We start from the raw sequence: 21603 nt of genomic DNA, 5'->3' as shown, positions 1-21603 counted from the left end.
CGCCGCCGCAGGCGCGGCGCACAAGCCCGAGATTGTAAATCAAGCCCCCCTGATGCCGAAGCTGGACCGCTACCTCTTCCGGGAATTCACCCAGAGCTTCCTGGCCACCCTGATCATCCTGCTGATGGTCAGCGTGGGCGGCGTGATGGCGGACCTGCTGGGCGACGTGGCCGACGGCAAGGTGCCGGCGCGGCTGCTGCTGTCGCAGCTGGGCCTGCAGTTCATCAATTACATGCCCTACATCATCCCGCTGGCGCTGATGCTGGGTCTGCTGCTGGCGTTCTCCCGCCTGTACCGGGACTCCGAAATGGCGGTCCTCACCGCGGCCGGCATCGGCCCGCGCCGGCTGCTGCGGCCGCTGATGATGCTGGTGGTGCCGGTCGTGATCGTGGTCGGCCTGTGCTCGCTGTGGCTGGGCCCGTGGGCTCTGCGCACCGCGCAGCACATGCTGGAGCACGCCAACCGCAGCCTGGTGGTGTCCGGGCTGGATGCCGGCAAGTTCACCGTGCTGTCCAGCGGTGCGGTGGTCTATGTCAGTGCGCTGTCGCCCGACGGCACCGGCCTCAGCAAGGTGTTCATGCATCGTGCGAACGAGGGCCGCATCGACGTGGTGACGGCGAAGTCCGGGCAGATGTTCTTCGAGGGCGAGCGCAACCGCTACCTGCGCCTGGACGATGGCTTCCGGGTCGAAGGTCCGGATGGCGCGGGTCTGGACTACCGCCTGATCCGCTACAAGTCCAACGAAGTCGCGCTGCCCGACCGCGCCGACACGCTGGACAAGGACGATCCCGAACTGCTGCCGACCCCGCAGTTGCTGTCCGACCCGCGCCCGGACGCGAACGCCCAGGTGCACGCGCGACTGACGCCGCCGCTGCTGGCGCTGGCGTTCGCGCTGCTGACCCTGCCCCTGTCGCGCAGTTCGCCGCGGCAGACGCGCTACGGGCGGGTGATGCTGGGCTTCCTAGCCTACTTGGTCGGCATCAGCCTGATGTTCAACGGCACCCAGTTGCTGGCCGACGGCAAGCTGCCGGGCATGGCGGGCCTGTGGTGGCTGACCCTGCCGCTGCTGGCCGCAGGCCTGTGGTTCTATCTGCGTGACGGCCAGCTGTCGCGGCCGCGGAGGCGCGCATGAGGCTGTTGCCGCGCCTGCACGACACCTATGTGGGCCAGGTGGTCCTGGTCACCGTGCTGCTGACCTGGGCGGTACTGGTGGGGCTGGACGTGGTGATGGCGTTGTCCGGCGAGATCGGCGATCTCGGCACCGGCAACTACACCTTTGGCCATGCCGTCGCGTGGGTGCTGTATACCGTGCCGCGCCGCGCCTACACGATGTTCCCCACCGCGGCCGTGATCGGCTCGCTGATGGGCCTGGGCCAGCTGGCGGCCAGTTCCGAACTGACCGCGCTGCGTGCGCTCGGCCTGTCGCGCCTGCGCCTGAGCGTGTCGGTCGCGGCGGCCCTGGCGATCCTGACCGTGCTGATGGTGTTCAGCGGCGAGACGCTGGGTCCGTGGGGCCAGCGCCAGGCCGACGTGCTGAAGATGAGCGCGCGCACCGGCAATGTCGCGATGGACCGCTACTCGGGCCTGTGGGCGCGCGAAGGCAACACCTTCCTGTACGCGCAGAGCGGTGAGGAGAAGCAGCAGGCCGGCGGCAAGGTCGCGCTGCAACTGCGCGACGTGCGCATGTACGAACTGGCCGACGACGGCCGGCTGGCGTCGATCGCCCATGCCGCCACCGCCGAGCACCAGGACGGCTTCTGGTTGCTGAAGAACGTGCGCCGCACCACCTTCAAGGAGCGCTCCGCCGTGCAGACGACGGTGCTGGGCGAGCGCTGGGAGTCGGAGCTGGACGCGGCGGTGCTGTCGTCGAGCCTGGTGCGCGCGCGCAACATGCCGAGCAGCGAGTTGAGCCAGAACATCGACTACCGCAAGCGCAACGGACTGGATGCGCGCGACTACGAAGACCAGTACTGGGCCCGCTGGTTCTATCCGCTCAACGTGCTGGCGCTGTGCCTGGCGGCCATCCCGTTCGCGTTCGGCAGCCTGCGCAGTGGCGGCATGGGCAAGCGGCTGTTCCTCGGCATCGTGTTCGCCGTGGGCTTCTACGTGCTGCAGACCATGTTCGTGCGGCTGGCCGGCGCGTTCCGGCTGGATTACCGCGTCGCCTACGCGATTCCGCCGTTCGCCCTGCTGGGCATTTCCTGGTTGATGTTCCGGCGCAGAAGCCGCTGACGCGGCGTCAGCGGCGTTTCGGCAGACGCACGATGCGCGTGCCGCTGAAACGATCGTGGAAAGCCAAGCGGTCGCGGTCCAGCCATGCCCACCAGAAGCCCAGGCCTGCCGCGAGCAATGACACCGTCGCCAGCGCGTAGCGACGCCACAGCGTGGCCAGCGTCGGCGCGCTGCCGTCGGTCGCGATCACTTTCAGCCGCCACGGCCGCATGCCCAGGGTCTGTCCGCCGCGCAGCCAGCTGAAGGTGGCGTACAGCCCCGCGACGCCCCAGCAGCAGGTCCACAGCAGCCACCACATCGGGCTGTACGGTTCGATGTTGTGGCGGACGTTGTCGCTGATCACCACGTCGACGAGCACGAACGGGATGGCCGCGGCGATCCACATCGCCAGCACCGGCCAGAAATCGTAGAGCAGGGCGAGCAGGCGCCAGCCGATCAGGGCGCGGGGTTTGTCGGGGGTAGGGGCGGGATCCGTCATCGCGACAGGATACCGGCTAACCCCGGGCAACCTCCCCCTGGTGCTTTGGGAGCGACGTCAGTCGCGATGGACGTCGCGGCGGGGGTTCCTTTCGCGACTGACGTCGCTCCCACAGGAAGCCGATGCATCCAGGCAGCGGGTGCATCGCCTAAGCTGGCGGCATGTCTTCCCGCACGCCCGCCGATCGCCGCCAGCAGGCGAACGCCCTGCCACCCGTTCCCGACGCCGATGCGGCCGACATCGCGTCCTTCCTCGATGCGATCTGGGCCGAAAACGGTCTCGCCCGGCCGACGCTCGACAGCTACCGGCGCGACCTGGAAGGCCTCGCACGCTGGCGCAACGGCCGCGAGGGCGGCCTGGCGGCGGCGGATCGCGCCGGCCTGTTCGACTACCTGGCCTGGCGCACGCGCGGAGGCTATTCGCCACGCAGCAATGCGCGTCTGCTGTCCGCCCTGCGTGCCTTCTTCGCCCATCGGCTGCGCCGCGGCCTGCGTCGCGACGACCCGACCGCGCTGCTCGAACCGCCGCGCCTGCCGCGCTCGCTGCCCAAGGCGCTGGCGGAGACCGAGATCGACGCGTTGCTGGCCGCGCCGGATATCGGCACGCCGCTGGGCCTGCGCGACCGCGCCATGCTGGAGCTGATGTACGCGGCCGGCCTGCGCGTCAGCGAACTGGTCACGCTGCCGGCGACGGCGGTCAACCTGCGGCAGGGCGTATTGCGGGTCACCGGCAAGGGCAGCAAGGACCGGCTGGTGCCGCTGGGGGAGGAGTCCCAGCACTGGCTGGAGACCTACCTGGCGCAGTCGCGGGTGGTCCTGGCGGGCAAGCGCAGCGTGCCGTTCCTGTTCGTCGGCGCCACCGCCGAGCCGCCGACCCGGCAGCAGTTCTGGGCCCTGGTGAAGCGCTATGCCGCGGTGGCCGGGATCGACCCGGTCCGCATCAGCCCGCACGGGCTGCGGCACAGTTTCGCCACCCACCTGCTCAACCGCGGGGCTGACCTGCGCGCGCTGCAACTGCTGCTGGGGCATAGCTCGCTGTCGACCACCCAGATCTACACGCTGGTGGCGCGCGAGCACCTGAAACAGCTGCACGGGCGCCATCATCCGCGTGCGTGAACCATGTCACGCTGGCGGATGGTTAAGCCGCCCCGCCGCCGCCCTGTGCCAGAATCTTGGCCTGTTCCTGCCAGCCAGCCGCCCTACGGCCCCTCCCGGATGCCCTTGATGCCCCGCCTGATCGTCGCCGCCCTGCTGGGCGCCCTGAGCCTGACCGCCTGCGCCCAGGCCCCGCAGCCGCCCGCCAAGCAAGAGGCCGCCGCGCCGGCCCAGCCCCCCACGTTCAAGCCGGGTCAGGGTGCCACGCCCGACGAGCGCGCGCGCTCCGCGGTGGCGCAGCTGAACCCGCGTGCCCAGGTCGACTACGTCGGTGCGGCCCCGCTGCCTGGCTTCCGCGAGGTGATCGCCGGCGGGCAGCTGCTGTACGTCAGCGACGACGGCCGCTACCTGATGCAGGGCGCGGTGATCGACCTGCAGCAGCAGGAAGACGTGATGCAGAACAGCGCCGCGCTGGCGCAGTACCGCACCAAGCTCATCGGCACCATCCCGCATGGCGAGAAGATCGTGTTTGCGCCGCCGAACGCCAAGTACACGGTCACCGTGTTCACCGACATCGAGTGCGGCTACTGCCGCAAGCTCCACGAGGAGATCGCCGAGATCAACCGCCAGGGCATCGCGGTGGAGTACCTCGCGTTCCCGCGCATGGGCCTGGGCAGCAAGGACCACAAGGACATGATCTCGGTCTGGTGCGCGCCGGACCGCAAGCGTGCGCTGACCGACGCCAAGGCCGGCAAGTCGATCCCGTCGCGCGACTGCAAGAACCCGGTGACCATGGAGTTCGACGTCGGCCAGCGCGTCGGCGTGAGCGGCACCCCGGCCATCTTCTCGGCCGAGGGCATCCAGCTGGGCGGTTACCTGCCGCCGGCCGCCCTGCGCGCCAAACTGGACGAACTGGCGGCCAAAACGGCCCCGGCCGCCGCCGCAGGCGCCGCTCCCTGACCCGAACGAAGCCGGCCCCGCGCCGGCTTCGCTACAATAGCGGGCCCCGTCCTGACGGCACGCCCCCCACGGTTCCGGACATGATCGTCCTCGAAGGCCAACCGGCCTTGTCGCACTTCCGCCGCGCGCGGCTCGAATCCAGGCTCCAGTCCATCGCTCCCGATGTCCGCATCCGCGGCGCCTGGCATGTCTACTTCATCGAACCCGAGGCCGGCGCCACGCCGGACCTGGCCACGCTGCGCCGCATCCTGCAGGCCGGCGACCAGGAGGAGGCGGTGGCCGACGGCGCGGTGTCGCGCTTCGTCACCCCGCGCCTGGGCACGCTGTCGCCGTGGGCGAGCAAGGCCACCGAACTGCTGCGCGGCGCCGGCCAGCCGGTGAAGCGCGTCGAGCGCGGCCTGCGCATCGACCTGCAGGGCTGGAATGACGCGCAGCCGGCGCTGGCGAAGGCGCTGCACGATCCGATGACGCAATCGCTGCTGACGACGCGCGATCAGGCCTCGGCCCTGTTCACCGCACCGGCGCGCGGCGAACTGGAACGCATCCCGCTGGCGCAGCTCGAAGCCGCCAACGGACGCCTCGGCCTGGCGCTGGCCGATGACGAGATCGACTACCTGCGCACGCGCTACACCGAACTCGGCCGCGATCCGTCGGACGTCGAACTGATGATGTTCGCGCAGGCGAACTCCGAGCATTGCCGCCACAAGATCTTCAACGCCAGCTGGACCATCGACGGCAAGGACCAGGACCGTTCCCTGTTCCGGATGATCAAGCACACGCATGCGCAGACGCCGGAGCACACGCTCAGCGCGTACAGCGACAACGCTGCCGTGGTGGAAGGCTATCCGGCGGCGCGCTTCCGTCCCGACGGCAACGGCCAGTACCGCATCGAAGCGACGCTGGATTCGGCGTTCTGCATCAAGGTGGAAACGCACAACCATCCCACCGCGATCGCGCCGTTCCCCGGCGCCAGCACCGGTGCCGGCGGCGAGATCCGCGACGAGGGCGCGACCGGCCGTGGCGGCAAGCCGAAGGCCGGCCTGACCGGTTTCTCGGTCTCGCACCTGCGCATCCCGACGCTGCCGCAGCCATGGGAGGCGCCGCGCGCGCTGAACCCGCGCATGGCGCCCGCGCTGGAGATCATGCTCGACGGTCCGCTCGGCGGCGCCGCGTTCAACAACGAATTCGGCCGTCCGAACCTGCTGGGCTACTTCCGCAGCTTCGAGCTGCCGGAAGGTGCGGGCCTGACCCGCGCCTACGACAAGCCGATCATGCTGGCCGGCGGCCTGGGCGCGATCGACCGCATCCAGGTGGAGAAGAGGACGTTGTCGGCCGGCGACGCCGTGATCGTGCTCGGCGGCCCGGCGATGTTGATCGGCCTGGGCGGCGGCGCGGCCAGTTCGGTCGCCTCCGGCGAAAGCGCCGAGGAACTCGATTTCGCCAGCGTGCAGCGCGACAACCCCGAGATGGAGCGCCGCTGCCAGGAGGTCATCGACCGGTGCGTGGCGATGGGCGACAACAACCCCATCCTGTGGTTCCACGACGTTGGTGCGGGCGGGCTGTCCAACGCGATTCCCGAACTGCTGCACGACTCCGGCGTCGGTGGCGTGATCGACCTGGGCAAGGTGCCCAGCGACGATCCCTCGCTGTCGCCGATGCAGCTGTGGTGCAACGAATCGCAGGAACGCTATGTGCTCGGCGTGCCGCAGGCGCGGCTGGCCGAGTTCGCCGCCCTGTGCGAACGCGAGCGCTGCCCGTTCGCCGCCGTCGGCGTGGCGACCAAAGAAGAGCATCTGGTGGTTGCCTACGGCGCCACGCCGGGCAACATCCCGGCCGATGCACCGATCGACCTGCCGATGGACGTGCTGTTCGGCAAGGCGCCGAAGATGCATCGCGACACCCGCTACCCCGACGCACCGAAGTGGCCCGCGTTGCAGACGGCGTCGATCGATCTGCGCGAAGCCGGCTTGCGCGTGCTGGCGCATCCGACGGTGGCGTCCAAGCAGTTCCTGATCACCATCGGCGACCGCAGCGTCGGCGGTCTGACCGCACGCGACCAGCTGGTCGGCCCGTGGCAGATGCCGGTCGCCGACTGCGCGATCACGCTGAGCGGTTACGAAGGCTTCGTCGGCGAAGCGATGGCCATCGGCGAACGCACGCCGCTGGCCTTGCTCGACGCCGCCGCCGCCGCCCGCATGGCGGTCGGTGAAGCGATCACCAACCTGTGCGCGGCACCGGTCGAATCGCTGCACCGCGTGAAGCTGTCGGCCAACTGGATGGCCGCCGCCGGTCATCCGGGCGAGGACGCGCTGCTGTTCGATGCGGTGAAGGCCGTGGGCATGGAGCTTTGCCCGGACCTGGACATCAGCATCCCGGTCGGCAAGGACTCGCTGTCGATGCAGGCGCAGTGGCACAGCGATGGCCAGGCGCAGAAGTCGGTATCGCCCGTCTCGCTGATCATCAGCGCGTTCGCGCCGGTCACCGACGTCCGCCAGCAGCTGACGCCGCTGTTGTCGCGCGACGACGACAGCGAGCTGTGGCTGATCGGCCTGGGCGCCGGCAAGAAGCGCCTCGGCGGTTCGGTCCTGGCGCAGGTCTACCCGCGGTCCGGCGGCGACGGCGCCTGGCCCGCGTTCGCCGGCGACGGCCGCGACGAAAGCGTGCCGGATCTCGATGATCCGCAGCGCCTGCGCGATTTCTTCCACCTGATCGCCGATGCGCGCGAGGCCGGCCTGCTGCTGGCTTACCACGACCGCAGCGACGGCGGCGCGTTCGCGGCGCTGTGCGAGATGGCGTTCGCGTCGCACCGGGGTCTGGACATCAACCTCGACGGCTGGGGCGACGACGCGTTCCGCACACTGTTCGCCGAGGAACTCGGTGCGGTCGTGCAGGTCGCCGACGAGGACCGCGCCGCGTTCGCCGACCTGGTCGAGCGCCATGCGCTGACCGAATGCGCGCAGCGCATCGCACGCCCGACTACCGCGTCCACCATCCGCGTGCAGCAGGATGGCGACGTGTTAGCCGAGTGGCGCTGGGAAGAGCTGTTCGATGCCTGGTGGTCGGTCACGCATGCCATGCAGAAGCTGCGCGACAACCCGGAGGCCGCCGACCAGGAGCGTGAGACCTCGCGCCAGTTCGGCCGCACCGGACTGAAGCCGAAGCTCTCCTTCGATGCCGGCGACGACATCGCCGCGCCGTTCATCGCGACCGGCAAGCGGCCGAAGGTGGCGATCCTGCGCGAGCAGGGCGTCAACGGACAGATCGAGATGGCGTCGGCATTCGCCCGCGCCGGCTTCGACGCGTTCGACGTGCACATGAGCGACCTGATCAGCGGTCGCGTGGCGCTGGACGGTTTCAGCGGCTTCGCCGCCTGCGGCGGCTTCAGCTACGGTGACGTGCTCGGTGCGGGCCGTGGCTGGGCGACCTCGATCCTCGAGCGCAGCGCGCTGCGCGACGCCTTCGCCGCGTTCTTCGCACGCCAGGACACGTTCTCGCTGGGCGTGTGCAACGGCTGCCAGATGATGAGCCAGCTGAAGGACATCATCCCCGGCGCGCAGCATTGGCCGCAGTTCCTGCGCAACCAGAGCGAGCAGTTCGAGGCGCGCGTGGCGTTGCTGGAAGTGCAGGAATCGCCGTCGGTGTTCTTCCGCGGCATGGCCGGCTCGCGCATTCCGGTGGCGGTGGCGCACGGCGAAGGCCGCGCGTCGTTCGCCAGTGCCGTCGACCAGGCCGCCGTGCAGGTGTCGCTGCGCTACGTGGACGGCGATGGTGCGATCGCCAGCACCTATCCGCTCAACCCGAACGGTTCGCCCGATGGCATCACCGGCCTGACCAGCGACGATGGCCGCGCGACGATCCTGATGCCGCATCCGGAGCGCACCCCGCGCAGTGCCAACCACAGCTGGTATCCGGCAGGCTGGCCGGACGACTCGCCGTGGCTGCGGATGTTCCGCAACGCACGCGTGTGGGTGGGATGAACCCGCGGGCCCGCCGGCGACGGCGGGCCAACGCCGCACCTGATAAAGTCCGGGCCTTCAAGGAGGCCTTCCGTGGACGCAGCTGCGCTCGACAACCCGCTTTCCGACGACGAGCGCATCGTCGCGGCCCTGCTGGCGCGCGGGCGGCTGAAGGAAGCCGATCTGGCGCGCGCGCGGCGGCTGCAGGAGGAAGCGGGCGGCGGCCTGCTGGCGCTGCTGTCGCGCCTGGGCCTGGTGTCCGAGCGCGATCACGCCGAGACCGTGGCCGACGTACTCGGGTTGCCGCTGGTCAACGCGAAGGATGCACCGGACGTGCCGCCAGAATCGGTGGCGCTGTCGCAGCGTTTCCTCAAGCAGTTCCATGTCTGCCCGGTAGGCGAGGACGAGACCCACATCGACCTGCTGATGGCCGATCCGCAGGACCGCTATGCGCTGGACGCCGTGCGGCTGGCCACCGGCCGCGCCATCCGGCCGCAGGTCGCGTTGCGTTCGGAAATCAGCGACCTGATCGAGCGTTACTACGGCCAGGGCCGCAGTGCGATGGGCGCCATCGTCGAGAACGCGGATGGCGAAACCACCGCCGACCTGGACGATGTCGAACACCTGCGTGACCTGGCGTCCGAAGCGCCGGTCATCCGCCTGGTCAACCTGGTCATCCAGCGTGCGGTCGAATTGCGCGCCTCTGATATCCACATCGAGCCGTTCGAGAACCGGCTGAAGGTGCGTTACCGCATCGACGGCGTGCTGGAAGAAGGCGAAAGCCCGCCGGCCAATCTCACCGCGGCGGTGATCAGCCGCGTCAAGATCATGGCCAAGCTCAACATCGCCGAGCGTCGCCTGCCGCAGGATGGCCGCATCATGCTGCGCGTGCAGGGCAAGGAGCTGGACCTGCGCGTCAGCACCGTGCCGACCGCGCACGGCGAAAGCGTGGTGATGCGCCTGCTCGACCGCGAGACGGTGGTGTTCGATTTCAAGAAGCTCGGCTTCACCGATGCGTTCCTGCCGCAGTTCCAGAAAGTGCTGGAACAGCCGCACGGCATCCTGCTGGTGACCGGCCCGACCGGCTCGGGCAAGACCACCACGCTGTACACCGCGCTGAGCAAGCTCAACACGCCGGACGTCAAGATCATCACGGTCGAGGATCCGGTCGAGTACCAGATCGAGGGCATCAACCAGATCCAGGCCAAGCCGCAGATCGGGCTGGACTTCGCCCACGCGCTGCGCAGCATCGTCCGCCAGGATCCGGACATCATCATGATCGGCGAAATGCGCGACCTCGAGACCGCGCGCATCGCCATCCAGTCCGCGCTGACCGGCCACCTGGTGCTGTCCACGCTGCACACCAACAACGCGGCCGGCGGCATCACCCGCATGCTCGACATGGGGGTGGAGGACTACCTGATGACCTCCACCATCAACGGCATCCTCGCCCAGCGCCTGGTGCGCCGGCTGGAGCCGACGCATGCGGAGAAGTACGCCGCTTCGCCCGAAGAAATCGAGAAGTTCGGCCTGCGCCGCTTCCAGCCGCAGGGCGAGATCTTCCTGTACCGTCCGCGCGGTTCGGCGATCGCGCCGACCGGCTACCTGGGCCGCACCACCATCGTCGAGTTCCTGGTGATGAACGACGCGATCCGCCGCGCGATCATGCGCCACGCCGGCATGGGCGAGATCGAGCAGCTAGCGCGCGAGAACGGCATGCGCACGATGTACGAGGACGGCATCGTCAAGGCGCTGTCCGGCGAGACCACCATCGAGGAAGTGCTGCGGGTCACCGAGGAGGGTTGAGGCGATGAACAGGATGCTGGCGGGGTGCCTGATGGCGGCGATGTGTGCGATGCCGGCCATCGCGTCGGCGGCCAAGCCCGCGCCGAAGACGCTGGCGCGTGGCGAACTGCCAGCGGGGTTCGCGATCGGCACGGCCTCGCCGTCGCTCGCGCTGCAGGTCGAGGTCGTGGACGGCAAGGTCTCCGCATCCGCGCCCGCGGGTGACGGACCGGGCAACCTGCGGGCGGCGCGCAGTGGCGACGCCATCCAGACCACGCTGATGGTCAGCAGCACGCTGCCGGTGTCGATCAAGTTCGAACTGTACGTGTCGACGGACGGCGAGACCTTCACCTACACCAGCAGTTGCGGCGTCACGCCGGGCATCTCGTCGTTCGAGATGTGGGAGCGGCCGGTGACGCATTTCGCGATGGGCAATCCGCGCGTGCTGCCCGCGGGCCGCATGGCCTGCGACTGACGACCGGCGTTCCCAAAAAAGAAAGGGCCCGGCATTGCCGGGCCCTTCTTCATTGCGACAGATGACTTACAGATCGATACCGAAGCCGACGCCGGCCGACTTCTCGTCACCGCTGAACGCACCGCCGATGCTGAACGAGGCGCGCTCGCCGATCGGCTTCGAGTAGCCGACCGACAGCGCGTTCTCGCCGTTTTGCCACCCCGCACCCACGGCGACCCGTCCACGCGGACTGCGGCTGCCGGCGGCGTTGATCGCCATGTTCAGCATCGCCGAACTCATCGCGCCCATCCGGTCGAGCCGACGGTCCTGCTCGGAGAAGCGACGGTCGACGTCACCGCGGAAGGCGTTGAAGTCGTCCTCCAGCGCCTTGACCTGGAAGTCCGCGTAGGCCTTCGCGCTGGCCAGCGTGCTCGCCGAGGACTGGTCGGTGTAGGACTGTGCGCTGCTGAGCGTGTTGGCGTCGCCCGCATCGGCGTAGGACGCGGCCGCGGCGGGAACGTCGGTGGCTGCGGTGGCATCGGTCGGTGCCGCGACCGCGGGCTGGCCACTGGCCACGGCACCGCTGCCGGCGGCCTCCGTGGTGGTCGTGGCCGTGCCACGTGTCGGCGACGATGCGTTGCCGCCGCTGCTCGTGCCCGATGCCGTCTCGCCGGCGACCTGGCCCTGGCTGGCCTGTGCAGGTGGCGCGGTGTCGGCGGACGCGGTCGATGTCGTCGTGCTGCTGCCCGATCCGCTGTACATGCCGTACAGTTCGTTGAGCTTGGCATCGACGGCGGTGAACGCCGCGCCCACGTTGTTGTACGACGTGCCCTGGATCGTGTAGCTCGGCGCGATGAACACGCCGCCAGAGAAGCCGGCGCCGCCGCCCAGTGCACTGGCGACGGAGCTCAGCTGCGACAGGTTCACCGCGTCGGTGGCCTGCGTGCCGGCCGCGACATTGGTGACCTGGCGTTCGCTGCCGGCGCTGCCCACCGAGACGGTGTCCTCGCGGTCGGCGACCGAGTCGCCGCCGATGGCGACGCTGTTGTCGGCTTCGGCGGTGGCGAGGTTGCCGACCGCGACCGAGTTGACGCCCGGCGTATACGCGCCACCACCGACCGCAACCGAGTAGTCGCCGGAGGCTTCGGTCGGGAGGAAACCGAAGAACGCACCACCGACCGCCACGCTGTTGTCGCCGCTGGCGATGGCATTCGAGCCCAGCGCCGTGCTGTCGTAGTTGCTCGCCACGGCACCGAAGCCCAGTGCCGTCGCGCTCTCCTGCGACGCTTCCGCGCCGTAGCCGAACGCCGACGCCGCGAAGGCGGATGCGTTGCTGTAGCTGCCGATCGCCGCCGAGCCGTCGCCGGAGGCGTCGCTGCGGAAGCCGGTGGCCGTGGCCTGCAATCCGGACGCCGAACTCTCGGTGCCGGCGGCGGTGGCGTAGGCACCGGATGCCGTGGCACCCGCACCCGTCGCCGTCGCACCGGTATCGCTGGCGACCGCACCGGCACCGAGCGCGGTGGCATCGTCCGCCGTCGCTTCGGTACTGGCGTAGACCGGGTTGCCGTCGGCATCCAGCAGCGGATTGCCGTCCTCGTCGAACAGCTGCCGCTGCCCGCCGACCGCGACCGATCCTGCGCCGCCCGCCTGCGCGCCGCTGCCGCTGGCGACGCTGTTGGTGCCGCTCGCGGTGGCGTTGAAGCCGCTCGCCGTCGCGCCATCCGCCAGCGCGAACGCTCCGGAGCCGGTGGCGGTGGCGCCGACGCCGTCGGCGAGGGCGGCCGAACCGGAGGCCGTCGCATAGTCGCCGTTGGCGGTGGCATCGTCGCTGCCGTCGCCTTCACCGTTCGCCCTGAAGTAGCGCGTGGCGTTTTCCGAGGCGTTGGCGATCGCATTCAACTGGTCGAGGTTCACCGCATCCGTGCCTTCGGTGCCGGCCGCGACGTTGGTGATCTGCCGTTCCGCCCCCACGTCGCCGACCGACACGGTGTCATCGCGGTCGTTCCACGAGTTCGCACCGATCGCGACGCTGTTCGTCGCCCCCGCCACCGAATTCACGCCCACCGCCACGCTGTCGTCGCCATCGGCGTAGCTGTTGTGGCCGAGCGCGGTGCTGTACTCGCCGGTGGCCCACGCGCCGTTGCCGAACGCCGAGCCGCCCGTGCCGCTGGCGCGCGTGTTGATCAGGCCGAAGAACGTGGTGCCGCCGACGGCCGTGCTTTCGTCGCCGCCGGCACTCGCGCCTTCGCCTACCGCGGTCGCGCCGCCGCCCGCCGCATCGGCGCCATAGCCGAACGCCGAAGCGAAGTCGCCGCCGGCGCTGCTGTAGCCGCCGACCGTGGTGGACGCCAGCCCACCCGCACTGCTGCGGAAGCCGACCGCGGTGGATTGCGTCTCCGATGCGGAGGCTTCGGTACCCAACGCGGTGGCGTAGGCGCCGGACGCATTCGCGCCCGCACCGACAGCACTCGCACCGACCTCGCCGGCGATGGCGCCAGCGCCGAGCGCAGTGGCGTCGTCCGCCGTCGCCTCGGTGCTCGCGTAGATCGGGTTGCCGTCGGCATCGAGCAACGGATCGCCGTTCTCGTCGAAGAGCTGGCGCTGCCCGCCTACCGCGACCGAGCCCGCGCCGACCGCCTGCGCCCCTGCGCCGTTGGCCACACTGTTGCTGCCGGTAGCCGTGGCATTGAAGCCGGTGGCGGTCGCGCCATCCGCGAGAGCGAACGCGCCGGAACCGGTCGCCGTCGCACCGACGCCATCGGCGAGTGCGGCAGAGCCGGAGGCCGTGGCGTAGTCGCCATTGGCGGCGGCATCGTCGCTGCCGTCGCCTTCGCCGTTGGCCTTGAAGTAGCGTGTGGCGTTCTCCGATGCTTCGGCAACGGCGTTGAGCTGATCCAGGTTCACCGCATCCGTGCCCTCGGTGCCCGCGGCGACGTTGGTGATCTGGCGCTCGCCGCCGGCGCTGCCGACGGACACCGTGTCCTCGCGATCCGCGACCGAGTCGCCACCGATGGCCACGCTGTTGTCGGCTTCGGCCGTGGCGAGGTTGCCGAGTGCGACCGAATTGAAGCCCGGCGTATAAGCACCGCCACCCACGGCAACCGAATAGTCGCCGGAGGCCTCGGTGGGCAGGAAGCCGAAGAACGCACCACCGACCGCCACACTGTTGTCGCCACTGGCGATGGCGTTGGAGCCCAGCGCGGTGCTGTCGAAGTTGCTGGCGACGGCGCCGAAGCCCAGGGCCGTGGCGCTGTTGCCGCTGGCCTCGGCACCATAGCCGAACGCCGATGCGCCGAAGTTCGATGCGCTGCTGTAGCCACCGATGGCGGTGGCGGCATCGTCGGAGGCATCGCTGCGGAAGCCGACGGCCGTGGCCTGCGTGCCCGATGCCGATGCTTCGGTGCCGATGGCGGAGGAGTAGGCGCCGGAGGCATTCGCACCCGCGCCCACCGCACTGGCGCCGACTTCGCCGGCGACCGCCCCTGCGCCCAGTGCCGTCGCATCATCCGCCGTGGCTTCCGTGCTGGCATAGACCGGATTGCCGTCGGCATCCAGGATCGGGTCACCGTTCTCATCGAGCAGCTGGCGCTGTCCGCCGATGGCAACCGAACCGGATCCCGATGCCTGTGCACCCGAACCGTTGGCGACGCTGTTCTCGCCGGTGGCAGTGGCGTTGAAGCCGGTCGCGGTCGCACCGTTGGCGATCGCGAACGCGCCGGAGCCGGTCGCCGTTGCACCGACACCATCGGCTACCGCCGCCGAGCCGGACGCGGTCGCGTAGTCACCGTTCGCCGTGGCGTCGTCCGTACCGTCATTGGCGCCATTGGCCTTGAAGTAGCGCGTCGCGTTTTCCGAGGCCTCCGCCACCGCGTTGAGCTGGTCCAGGTTCACCGCGTCGGTGCCTTCGGTGCCGGCGGCGACATTCGTGATCTGGCGTTCGCTGCCCACGTCGCCCACCGACACCGTGTTGTCGCGGTCGGCGGTGGAGTTCGCACCCAGCGCCACGCTGTTGTCGCCCAGCGCGGTGCTGTAGAAACCGACCGCCGTGCTGTTGTCGCCGCTGGCCCACGATTCCGCACCCAGCGCCGTCGCGTAGTCGCCGGGCGCATAGGAGAAGAAGCCTGCCGCGGTGCTTTCCAGTCCCGAGGCTTCCGACAGGCTGCCGGCCGCCAGGCTGTAGTCGCCCGCGGCGATCGCGCCGGAACCGAAGGCGGCGGCACTGAATCCGCTGGCCTGCGTGTAGACGAGCAGGCCAAAGCCGGGAATCAGGTCCGCCGGTCCGCCGACCGCGACGCTGTAGTCGCCGGTGGCGCCGCTGGCGTGGCCGAAGCTGGATGCGTACGAACCGGTCGCCGTGCTGCCGTAACCGAATGCGGAACTCGCTTCGCCGCTCGCTTCGCTGAGGACGCCGAACGAGGAGCTGCCGAGTCCCGACGCCAGGCTGCCGGAGCCGACCGCCGTGGCGCCCAGGCCGGAGGCCACGGTGCTGACGGTGATCGGATTTCCATCGGCATCGAAGGCATCCACCTGGCCGCCAATGGCGATGCTGGAGTCGCCGGTGGCCTCAGCGCTGCTGCCGTTGGCGACACTGTTCGCGCCGGTGGCCGTGGCGTTGAAGCCGGTGGCGGTCGCGCCGTCGGCCAGTGCGAACGCGCCCGAACCCGTGGCGGTTGCGCCTACGCCATCAGCCACGGCGGCAGAGCCGGACGCGGTTGCGTAGTCGCCGTTCGCCGTTGCGTCGTCAGTGCCATCCTCTTCGCCGTTGGCCTTGAAGTAGCGCGTGGCGTTTTCCGAGGCCTCGGCCACCGCGTTGAGCTGATCGAGGTTTACCGCATCGGTGCCTTCGGTTCCCGCCGCCACATTGGTGATCTGGCGTTCGCTGCCGGCGCTACCCACCGAGACGGTGTCTTCGCGATCGGCAACCGAGTCGCCACCGATGGCGACGCTGTTGTCGGCTTCTGCGGTGGCGAGGTTGCCCAGTGCGACCGAGTTGAAGCCGGGCGTGTACGCACCGCCACCGACGGCGACAGAGTAGTCACCGGAAGCCTCGGTCGGCAGGAAGCCGAAGAACGCACCACCGACGGCGACACTGTTGTCGCCGCTGGCGATGGAGTTCGATCCGAGCGCGGTGCTGTCGTAGTTGCTGGCGACCGCACCGAAGCCCAGGGCCGTCGCGCTGTTTCCGCTGGCCTCGGCGCCATAACCGAACGCCGATGCGCCGAAGTTGGACGCGCTGCTGTAGCCGCCAATCGCGGTTGCGGCATCGTCCGCGGCATCGCTGCGGAAACCGACCGCCGTTGACTGGATGCCGGAAGCAGAGGCTTCGGTACCCACCGCCGAGGAGTAGGCGCCGGATGCCGTTGCACCCGCGCCTACTGCGCTTGCGCCCACATCGCTGGCGACTGCACCTGCGCCGACAGCTGTGGCGTCATCCGCCGTGGCTTCGGTGCTGGCATAGACCGGGTTGCCGTCTTCATCCAGCACTGGATCGCCGTTCTCGTCGAGCACTTGGCGCTGGCCACCCAAGGCGATCGAACCGGCACCGGAGGCCTGCGCGCCTGCGCCATTGGCGACGCTGTTTTCGCCGGTCGCCGTCGCGTTGAAGCCAGTCGCCGTCGCGCCGTTGGCGATGGCGAACGCGCCGGAGCCCGTTGCCGTCGCACCGACGCCGTCGGCCAGCGCGGCGGAGCCGGATGCCGTGGCATAGTCGCCATTGGCGACCGCGTCATCCGAGCCGTCGTTCGCGCCGTTGGCCTTGAAGTAGCGCGTTGCGTTCTCCGACGCTTCGGCAACAGCGTTCAACTGATCGAGATTCACCGCATCGGTGCCTTCCGTGCCTGCGGCGACATTGGTGATCTGTCGTTCGCTGCCGGCGCTGCCGACGGAAACGGTGTCCTCGCGATCAGCGACCGAATCGCCACCGAGTGCCACGCTGTTGTCGGCGGTCGCCGATGCCAGGTTGCCGATGGCGGTGGCATTCGTGCCCGGTGCCCATGCGCCGCCACCAACAGCGGTCGAGAAGTCACCCGACGCCTCGGTCGGCAGGAAGCCGAGCAGCGAACCACCCACGGCAACGCTGTTGTAGCCGGAGGCGATGGAGCCCGAGCCGAGTGCGGTGCTGTCGCCACCGCTGGCATCGGAGCCATAGCCCACCGCCGTATCGAAACTGCCCGAGGCATTGGCGAATCCGCCGACCGCCACGGTTGCGATGCCGGTGGCCGTGCTGGTGTGACCTGCGGCCAGCGACTGCGTACCGGACGCCGAGGACGAACTGCCGAAGGCGCCGGCATAGGCCCCCGTCGCGCTGCTGCCCGTTCCCACGGCACTGGCGCCGGCGCCGGTCGCATTCGCCTGCGTACCGACCGCGGTCGCATTCGCGCCGGTGGCGTTGCTCTGGCTGCCCAGCGCCGTCGCGCCCTGCGCGGTCGCGTTGCTGTCGTAGCCTACGGCGGTCGCATTCACGCCCTTGGCTTCCGCGTAACCACCCACCGCGGTGGCGCCCGCCTTGTTGGCGATGCTCTTGTAGCCGACCGCGACGGCGTGGCGGCCGGACGCGTCGACGTTGTCGCCGCACGACACGGCGTTCTCGCCGGGGCGTCCGTCAATGATGGGGTTGCCGCGCGCATCCACGCAGTAGGCGGGGCCCGTTCCGATCTGCGGCTTGTCGTTCTGCGGCTGGCCCTTCTGCTTGTCATGCGCCAGGGCTGCGCCGAACGGCGCGCCGGCGAGCAGGGCCGAGACCAGCAGCGTCACGCCGAGCCGCGCGCGCACGCGCGCACCGGACGACATCACGCCGTGCGCGCGACGCGCGAACTCCGAGGCCACCACCAGCATGCCAAGGGAAGGGTTCCACACCTTGCTGTAAATCCTGTTCATGGATCACGTCCTTCATTCTGTGTTTTCGGGGGAATACGACAGCGCCCGGGCCGGTCGGCACGGGAATTCGAGGCGGACTACGTCAGGGGAAATGACAACCGGGCATGCGACAGGGGAGACGCATGGCCACGTTGCACGAAGCGGTGGTCGTGACGAGGAAGCGAGGGGCGGTGTGCTGCGGCCGGCCGCGAATGTGACGCGGTGTGCGCGATGAAAGTGACGCAGGCGTGATGCCAATGGAAGCGCGTGCAAGTGAAACAGCGAAACAAGAAATCGCGTTGGCGAAAGATCTCCGCATTCCCCTTCCCCTCATCCCGAGATGACGCTCAACAACTCCGTGTGATCGAACACTACAACCGCGTTGTGCAATTTGCGAGAGATTTGCTACGTTCGGATCAACGCGACGAAACAGCTGAAAACAAGGCGTTAATGCCACGTGTAGGCCGTGTGTAGAGGATGTATTCGCTGCGTGAAGAGTGTCGTGGCAGGTAAACAGGGGTACGTGCACGACACGCTTGAAAGGGAAGTCGCAAGTCGTTGAGTAGTCACGTTGTAAACGGGTTACCCAGTTCGTTCATCCTTGTAGACATGGAGCAGGTCAAGTGAATCAGAAATCCTCTTTCCGCCTTTCGCGTCGTCATCCCCTCGTCGCTGCACTCGCCGCAATAGTCACATTCGGAGCCTTCACGGCGACCGCGTCGGCGGGCGATGTCAGCACTGCCGGGCTGCGCGACGGCGAGACCTACGACCGGTTCATCGTGAAGTACCGCGACGGCAGCACCGCGCGCGCCAACAGCGCCACGTTGCAGCGCTCGCTGGTGGGCGCGGTATCGCGCGCCGCGCTCGGGCCGTCCAACGGCAGGGTGGTGAGCGCATCGAAGCTGCGTCGCCTCGGCATCGGTGCCGAACTGGTGCAGACCTCGCGCAAGCTGGATCGCGTGGAGGCGGAGAGTCTGCTGCGGCAGCTGGCCAGCGATCCGGAGGTCGAGTTCGTCGAAGTGGATGCGAAGCGCTATGCGCGCCTGGTGCCCAACGACACCTATTACAACCAGTATCAGTGGCACTTCAAGGATCCGGTCGGCGGCATCAACCTGCCGGCGGCGTGGGACGATGCGACCGGCGCGGGTGTGGTCGTCGCCGTGCTGGATACCGGCATCACTGCACACAGCGACATGGATGCCAATATCCTGCCGGGCTATGACTTCATCAGCGACACGTTCGTGTCGCGCGATGGTGATGGGCGGGATGCGAACCCGCGCGACGAGGGCGACTGGAATCCGGTCGCGGGCGAATGCTATGCCGGCTCGCCGGTGCAGGACAGCAGCTGGCATGGCACGCATGTGGCGGGTACCGTCGCCGAAGTCAGCAACAATGCGAAGGGCATGGCGGGCGGTGCGTTCAACGCCAAGGTCGTGCCGGCGCGCGTGCTGGGCCGCTGCGGCGGTTACACCTCCGACATTTCCGACGCGGTGATCTGGGCGTCCGGCGGTACCGTGGCGGGCGTGCCGGCCAACGCCAATCCGGCCGAGGTCATCAACCTCAGCCTCGGCGGTTCCGGCGCCTGCAGCGCGGTCGAACAGAACGCGTTCAACATCGCCATCGCCAACGGCAGCACCGTGGTCGTCGCCGCCGGCAACGACGCCGGCAACGTCAACGGCTATTCGCCGGGCAACTGCACGGGGGTGATCACCGTCGGTGCCACGCGCATCACCGGCGGCATCGCCTCGTATTCCAACTACGGTACGCGCATCGACATCTCAGCACCGGGCGGTGGCGGCAGCGTCGACGGCAACCCGGGCGGCTACGTCTGGTCTGCGGGTAATGCCGGCACCACCGTGCCCACCACCGAGACCTACTTCGGCATGGGCGGCACATCGATGGCGGCGCCGCACGTGGCCGCAGTCGTCGCGCTGATGCAGAGCGTGGCGGAGACGCCGCTGACGCCGGCGCAGGTGCTGGCCACACTGAAGGCGACGGCGCGTCCGTTCCCCGTGGCGCCGCCGGCGAACCGTCCGATCGGCGCAGGCATCGTCAATGCCGCGGCCGCCGTGCAGGCTGTGATTGGTGGTGGCGAACCGCCGACGGCGACGCCGCTGGCGAACAACGTCGCGGTGGGTGGCAACAACGGCGCCAAGGACGCGGTCGTGCAGTACGCGCTGGTGGTGCCGGCGGGTGCGAAGAACCTGTCGTTCATCAGCTTCGGCGGCAGTGGCAATGCCGATGTCTACGTGAAGTTCGGCAGCGCCGCGACCGCGACGAGCTATGACGTCCGTTCGGTGCGGCCGGGCAACAACGAGGTGATCAACATCGCCAACCCGCAGGCCGGCACGTACTACGTGTCGCTGGTCGGCAAGACGGCGTTCTCCAATGTCAGTGTGCGGGGCAGCTTCACCGCCCCCTGAGTCTCGGTTCGGAAGACCCGCGGCCCCGGCATGCCGGGGCCGTTCCGTTCCGGAGCGTGATGCCCGCGCATGACGATGCACGGGGGAATACGGTAAGTTGGCGCATTCCCCCGTCCCCCGACCGCATGCCGCTCTACCGCTACAAGGCCCTCAACGCGCACGGTGAAATGCTGGACGGCCAGATGGAGGCCGCCAGCGATGCCGAGGTCGTGGCGCGCCTGCAGGAGCAGGGACATCTGCCGGTCGAAGCGGCACTCGCGTCGGCGGGGGGCGGCGGCAGCTGGACGCAGTTGTGGCGGCCGAATGCGTTCGCCGGCGACCGGCTGGTGCAGTTCACCCAGCAACTGGCCACGCTGCTGGGCGCCGGCCAGCCGCTGGATCGTGCGCTGGGCATCCTGCTCGACCTGCCGGAAGACGAGAAGGCGCGGCGCGTCATCACCGACATCCGCGATGCCGTGCGCGGTGGTGCGCCACTGTCGACCGCGCTGGATCGCCAGCACGGCCTGTTCTCACGGCTCTACATCAACATGGTGCGCGCCGGCGAAGCCGGCGGCAGCCTGCACGACACGCTGCAGCGGCTCGGCGATTACCTGGAGCGCAGCCGCGCGCTGAAGGGCCGCGTGGTCAACGCGCTGGTGTATCCGGCCATCCTGCTGGTCGTCGTCGGTTTCGCGCTGCTGTTCCTGCTGGGCTACGTGGTGCCGCAATTCGCGGTGATGTACGAGAGCCTGGACGTGGCGCTGCCCTGGTTCACGCGCGGCGTGCTGTGGGTGGGTGCGTTCGTGCGCGACTACTGGTTCGTGCTGATCGCGGTGCCCGCACTGGGTCTGCTGTGGTTCGATCGCCGCCGCCGCGATCCCGTGTTCCGCGCCCGGCTGGATACCTGGCTGCTGGGACGACCGCTGGCGGGTCCCTTGCTGGCGCGGCTGGAAACGGCGCGGCTGGCGCGCACGCTGGGCACGCTGCTGAAGAACGGCGTGCCGCTGCTGACTGCCCTGGGCATCGCCCGCAACGTGCTGGGCAACCGGGCACTGGCGGCCGACGTGGATGCCGCCGCCGAGGACGTGAAGAATGGCCATGGCCTGTCCGCTTCGCTCGGCAAGGGCAAGCGGTTCCCGCGGCTGGCCCTGCAGATGATCCAGGTGGGCGAGGAGTCGGGCGCGCTGGACGGCATGCTGCTGAAGACCGCCGAAACCTTCGAGCAGGAAACCGCTCAGGTGCTGGACCGTATGCTGGCCGCCCTCGTTCCCGCCATCACGCTGGTCCTGGCCGCGGTGGTCGGCGTCGTCATCATCGCCGTGCTGGTCCCGCTGTACGATCTGACCGGCGCCATCAACTGAGAACCACCGGAGAGTCCACCGCCATG

The 21603-nt window shown here is 69.2% G+C and carries 11 protein-coding genes; 9 read left to right on the top strand and 2 right to left on the bottom strand.

From position 1 onward, the window contains the following. Positions 1–52 precede the first annotated feature (52 nt). Both lptF and lptG read left to right on the top strand, forming a co-directional pair. Positions 53–1132, top strand: coding sequence for an LPS export ABC transporter permease LptF (lptF, locus tag IB230_RS07250; protein WP_192270438.1), 1080 nt, complete (start codon positions 53–55; stop codon positions 1130–1132). Beyond that, positions 1129–2232: an LPS export ABC transporter permease LptG gene (gene lptG, locus IB230_RS07245; protein ID WP_192270436.1), complete on the top strand. Its 1104-nt coding sequence runs from the start codon at positions 1129–1131 to the stop codon at positions 2230–2232. Before lptF ends, lptG begins: the two co-directional genes overlap by 4 nt. 7 nt (positions 2233–2239) lie before the next feature. Here the strand turns inward: lptG and IB230_RS07240 are convergent, their stop codons facing one another. Further along, a complete protein-coding gene (locus IB230_RS07240; protein ID WP_192270434.1) occupies positions 2240–2710 on the bottom strand; it encodes an RDD family protein in 471 nt (156 codons plus the stop codon). Between the two features lie 161 nt (positions 2711–2871). Between IB230_RS07240 and xerD the strand changes: the two genes are divergently transcribed. From xerD to IB230_RS07215, 5 genes are all read left to right on the top strand, one after another. Continuing rightward, the gene (gene xerD, locus IB230_RS07235) at positions 2872–3825 is read left to right on the top strand and encodes a site-specific tyrosine recombinase XerD (RefSeq protein WP_192270432.1); all 954 of its coding nucleotides are present in this window, start codon (positions 2872–2874) and stop codon (positions 3823–3825) included. Between the two features lie 108 nt (positions 3826–3933). After that, positions 3934–4764, top strand: coding sequence for a DsbC family protein (locus IB230_RS07230; RefSeq protein ID WP_192270430.1), 831 nt, complete (start codon positions 3934–3936; stop codon positions 4762–4764). Positions 4765–4844: 80 nt separating this feature from the next. Further along, the gene (gene purL / locus IB230_RS07225; RefSeq protein WP_192270428.1) at positions 4845–8741 is read left to right on the top strand and encodes a phosphoribosylformylglycinamidine synthase; all 3897 of its coding nucleotides are present in this window, start codon (positions 4845–4847) and stop codon (positions 8739–8741) included. A 72-nt stretch (positions 8742–8813) separates the two neighbouring features. Further along, positions 8814–10526, top strand: a complete 1713-nt coding sequence (gspE, locus tag IB230_RS07220) for a type II secretion system ATPase GspE (RefSeq protein ID WP_192270425.1) — start codon at positions 8814–8816, stop codon at positions 10524–10526. A 4-nt stretch (positions 10527–10530) separates the two neighbouring features. Beyond that, entirely contained in the window at positions 10531–10980 is a 450-nt protein-coding gene (locus IB230_RS07215; RefSeq protein ID WP_192270423.1) for a hypothetical protein, read from the top strand. 66 nt (positions 10981–11046) lie between these two features. Here IB230_RS07215 and IB230_RS07210 read toward each other — a convergent pair whose 3' ends face one another. Then, positions 11047–17835 carry an ESPR-type extended signal peptide-containing protein gene (locus IB230_RS07210; protein ID WP_192270421.1) on the bottom strand — a complete coding sequence of 2263 codons (6789 nt, stop codon included), beginning with the start codon at positions 17833–17835 and terminating at the stop codon, positions 11047–11049. A 602-nt stretch (positions 17836–18437) separates the two neighbouring features. On the opposite strand from IB230_RS07210, the gene IB230_RS07205 reads away from it, so the two are divergent. Continuing rightward, positions 18438–20237: a S8 family peptidase gene (locus IB230_RS07205; protein WP_192270419.1), complete on the top strand. Its 1800-nt coding sequence runs from the start codon at positions 18438–18440 to the stop codon at positions 20235–20237. 125 nt (positions 20238–20362) lie between these two features. Then, positions 20363–21577: a type II secretion system F family protein gene (locus IB230_RS07200; RefSeq protein WP_192270417.1), complete on the top strand. Its 1215-nt coding sequence runs from the start codon at positions 20363–20365 to the stop codon at positions 21575–21577. Positions 21578–21603 lie beyond the last annotated feature (26 nt).

It is taken from the genome of Pseudoxanthomonas sp. PXM01, from assembly GCF_014851815.1.
Classification (GTDB): Bacteria; Pseudomonadota; Gammaproteobacteria; order Xanthomonadales; family Xanthomonadaceae; genus Pseudoxanthomonas_A.
This window is presented reverse-complemented; position numbering and strand designations above follow the sequence as displayed.

Bases quoted from the DNA above. Each gene is read 5' to 3' on its own strand.
- lptF (WP_192270438.1), top strand. From the start codon at position 53: ATGCCGAAGCTGGACCGCTACCTCTTCCGGGAATTCACCCAGAGCTTC.
- lptG (WP_192270436.1), top strand. From the start codon at position 1,129: ATGAGGCTGTTGCCGCGCCTGCACGACACCTATGTGGGCCAGGTGGTC.
- IB230_RS07240 (WP_192270434.1), bottom strand. From the start codon at position 2,710: ATGACGGATCCCGCCCCTACCCCCGACAAACCCCGCGCCCTGATCGGC.
- xerD (WP_192270432.1), top strand. From the start codon at position 2,872: ATGTCTTCCCGCACGCCCGCCGATCGCCGCCAGCAGGCGAACGCCCTG.
- IB230_RS07230 (WP_192270430.1), top strand. From the start codon at position 3,934: ATGCCCCGCCTGATCGTCGCCGCCCTGCTGGGCGCCCTGAGCCTGACC.
- purL (WP_192270428.1), top strand. From the start codon at position 4,845: ATGATCGTCCTCGAAGGCCAACCGGCCTTGTCGCACTTCCGCCGCGCG.
- IB230_RS07215 (WP_192270423.1), top strand. From the start codon at position 10,531: ATGAACAGGATGCTGGCGGGGTGCCTGATGGCGGCGATGTGTGCGATG.
- IB230_RS07210 (WP_192270421.1), bottom strand. From the start codon at position 17,835: ATGAACAGGATTTACAGCAAGGTGTGGAACCCTTCCCTTGGCATGCTG.
- IB230_RS07200 (WP_192270417.1), top strand. From the start codon at position 20,363: ATGCCGCTCTACCGCTACAAGGCCCTCAACGCGCACGGTGAAATGCTG.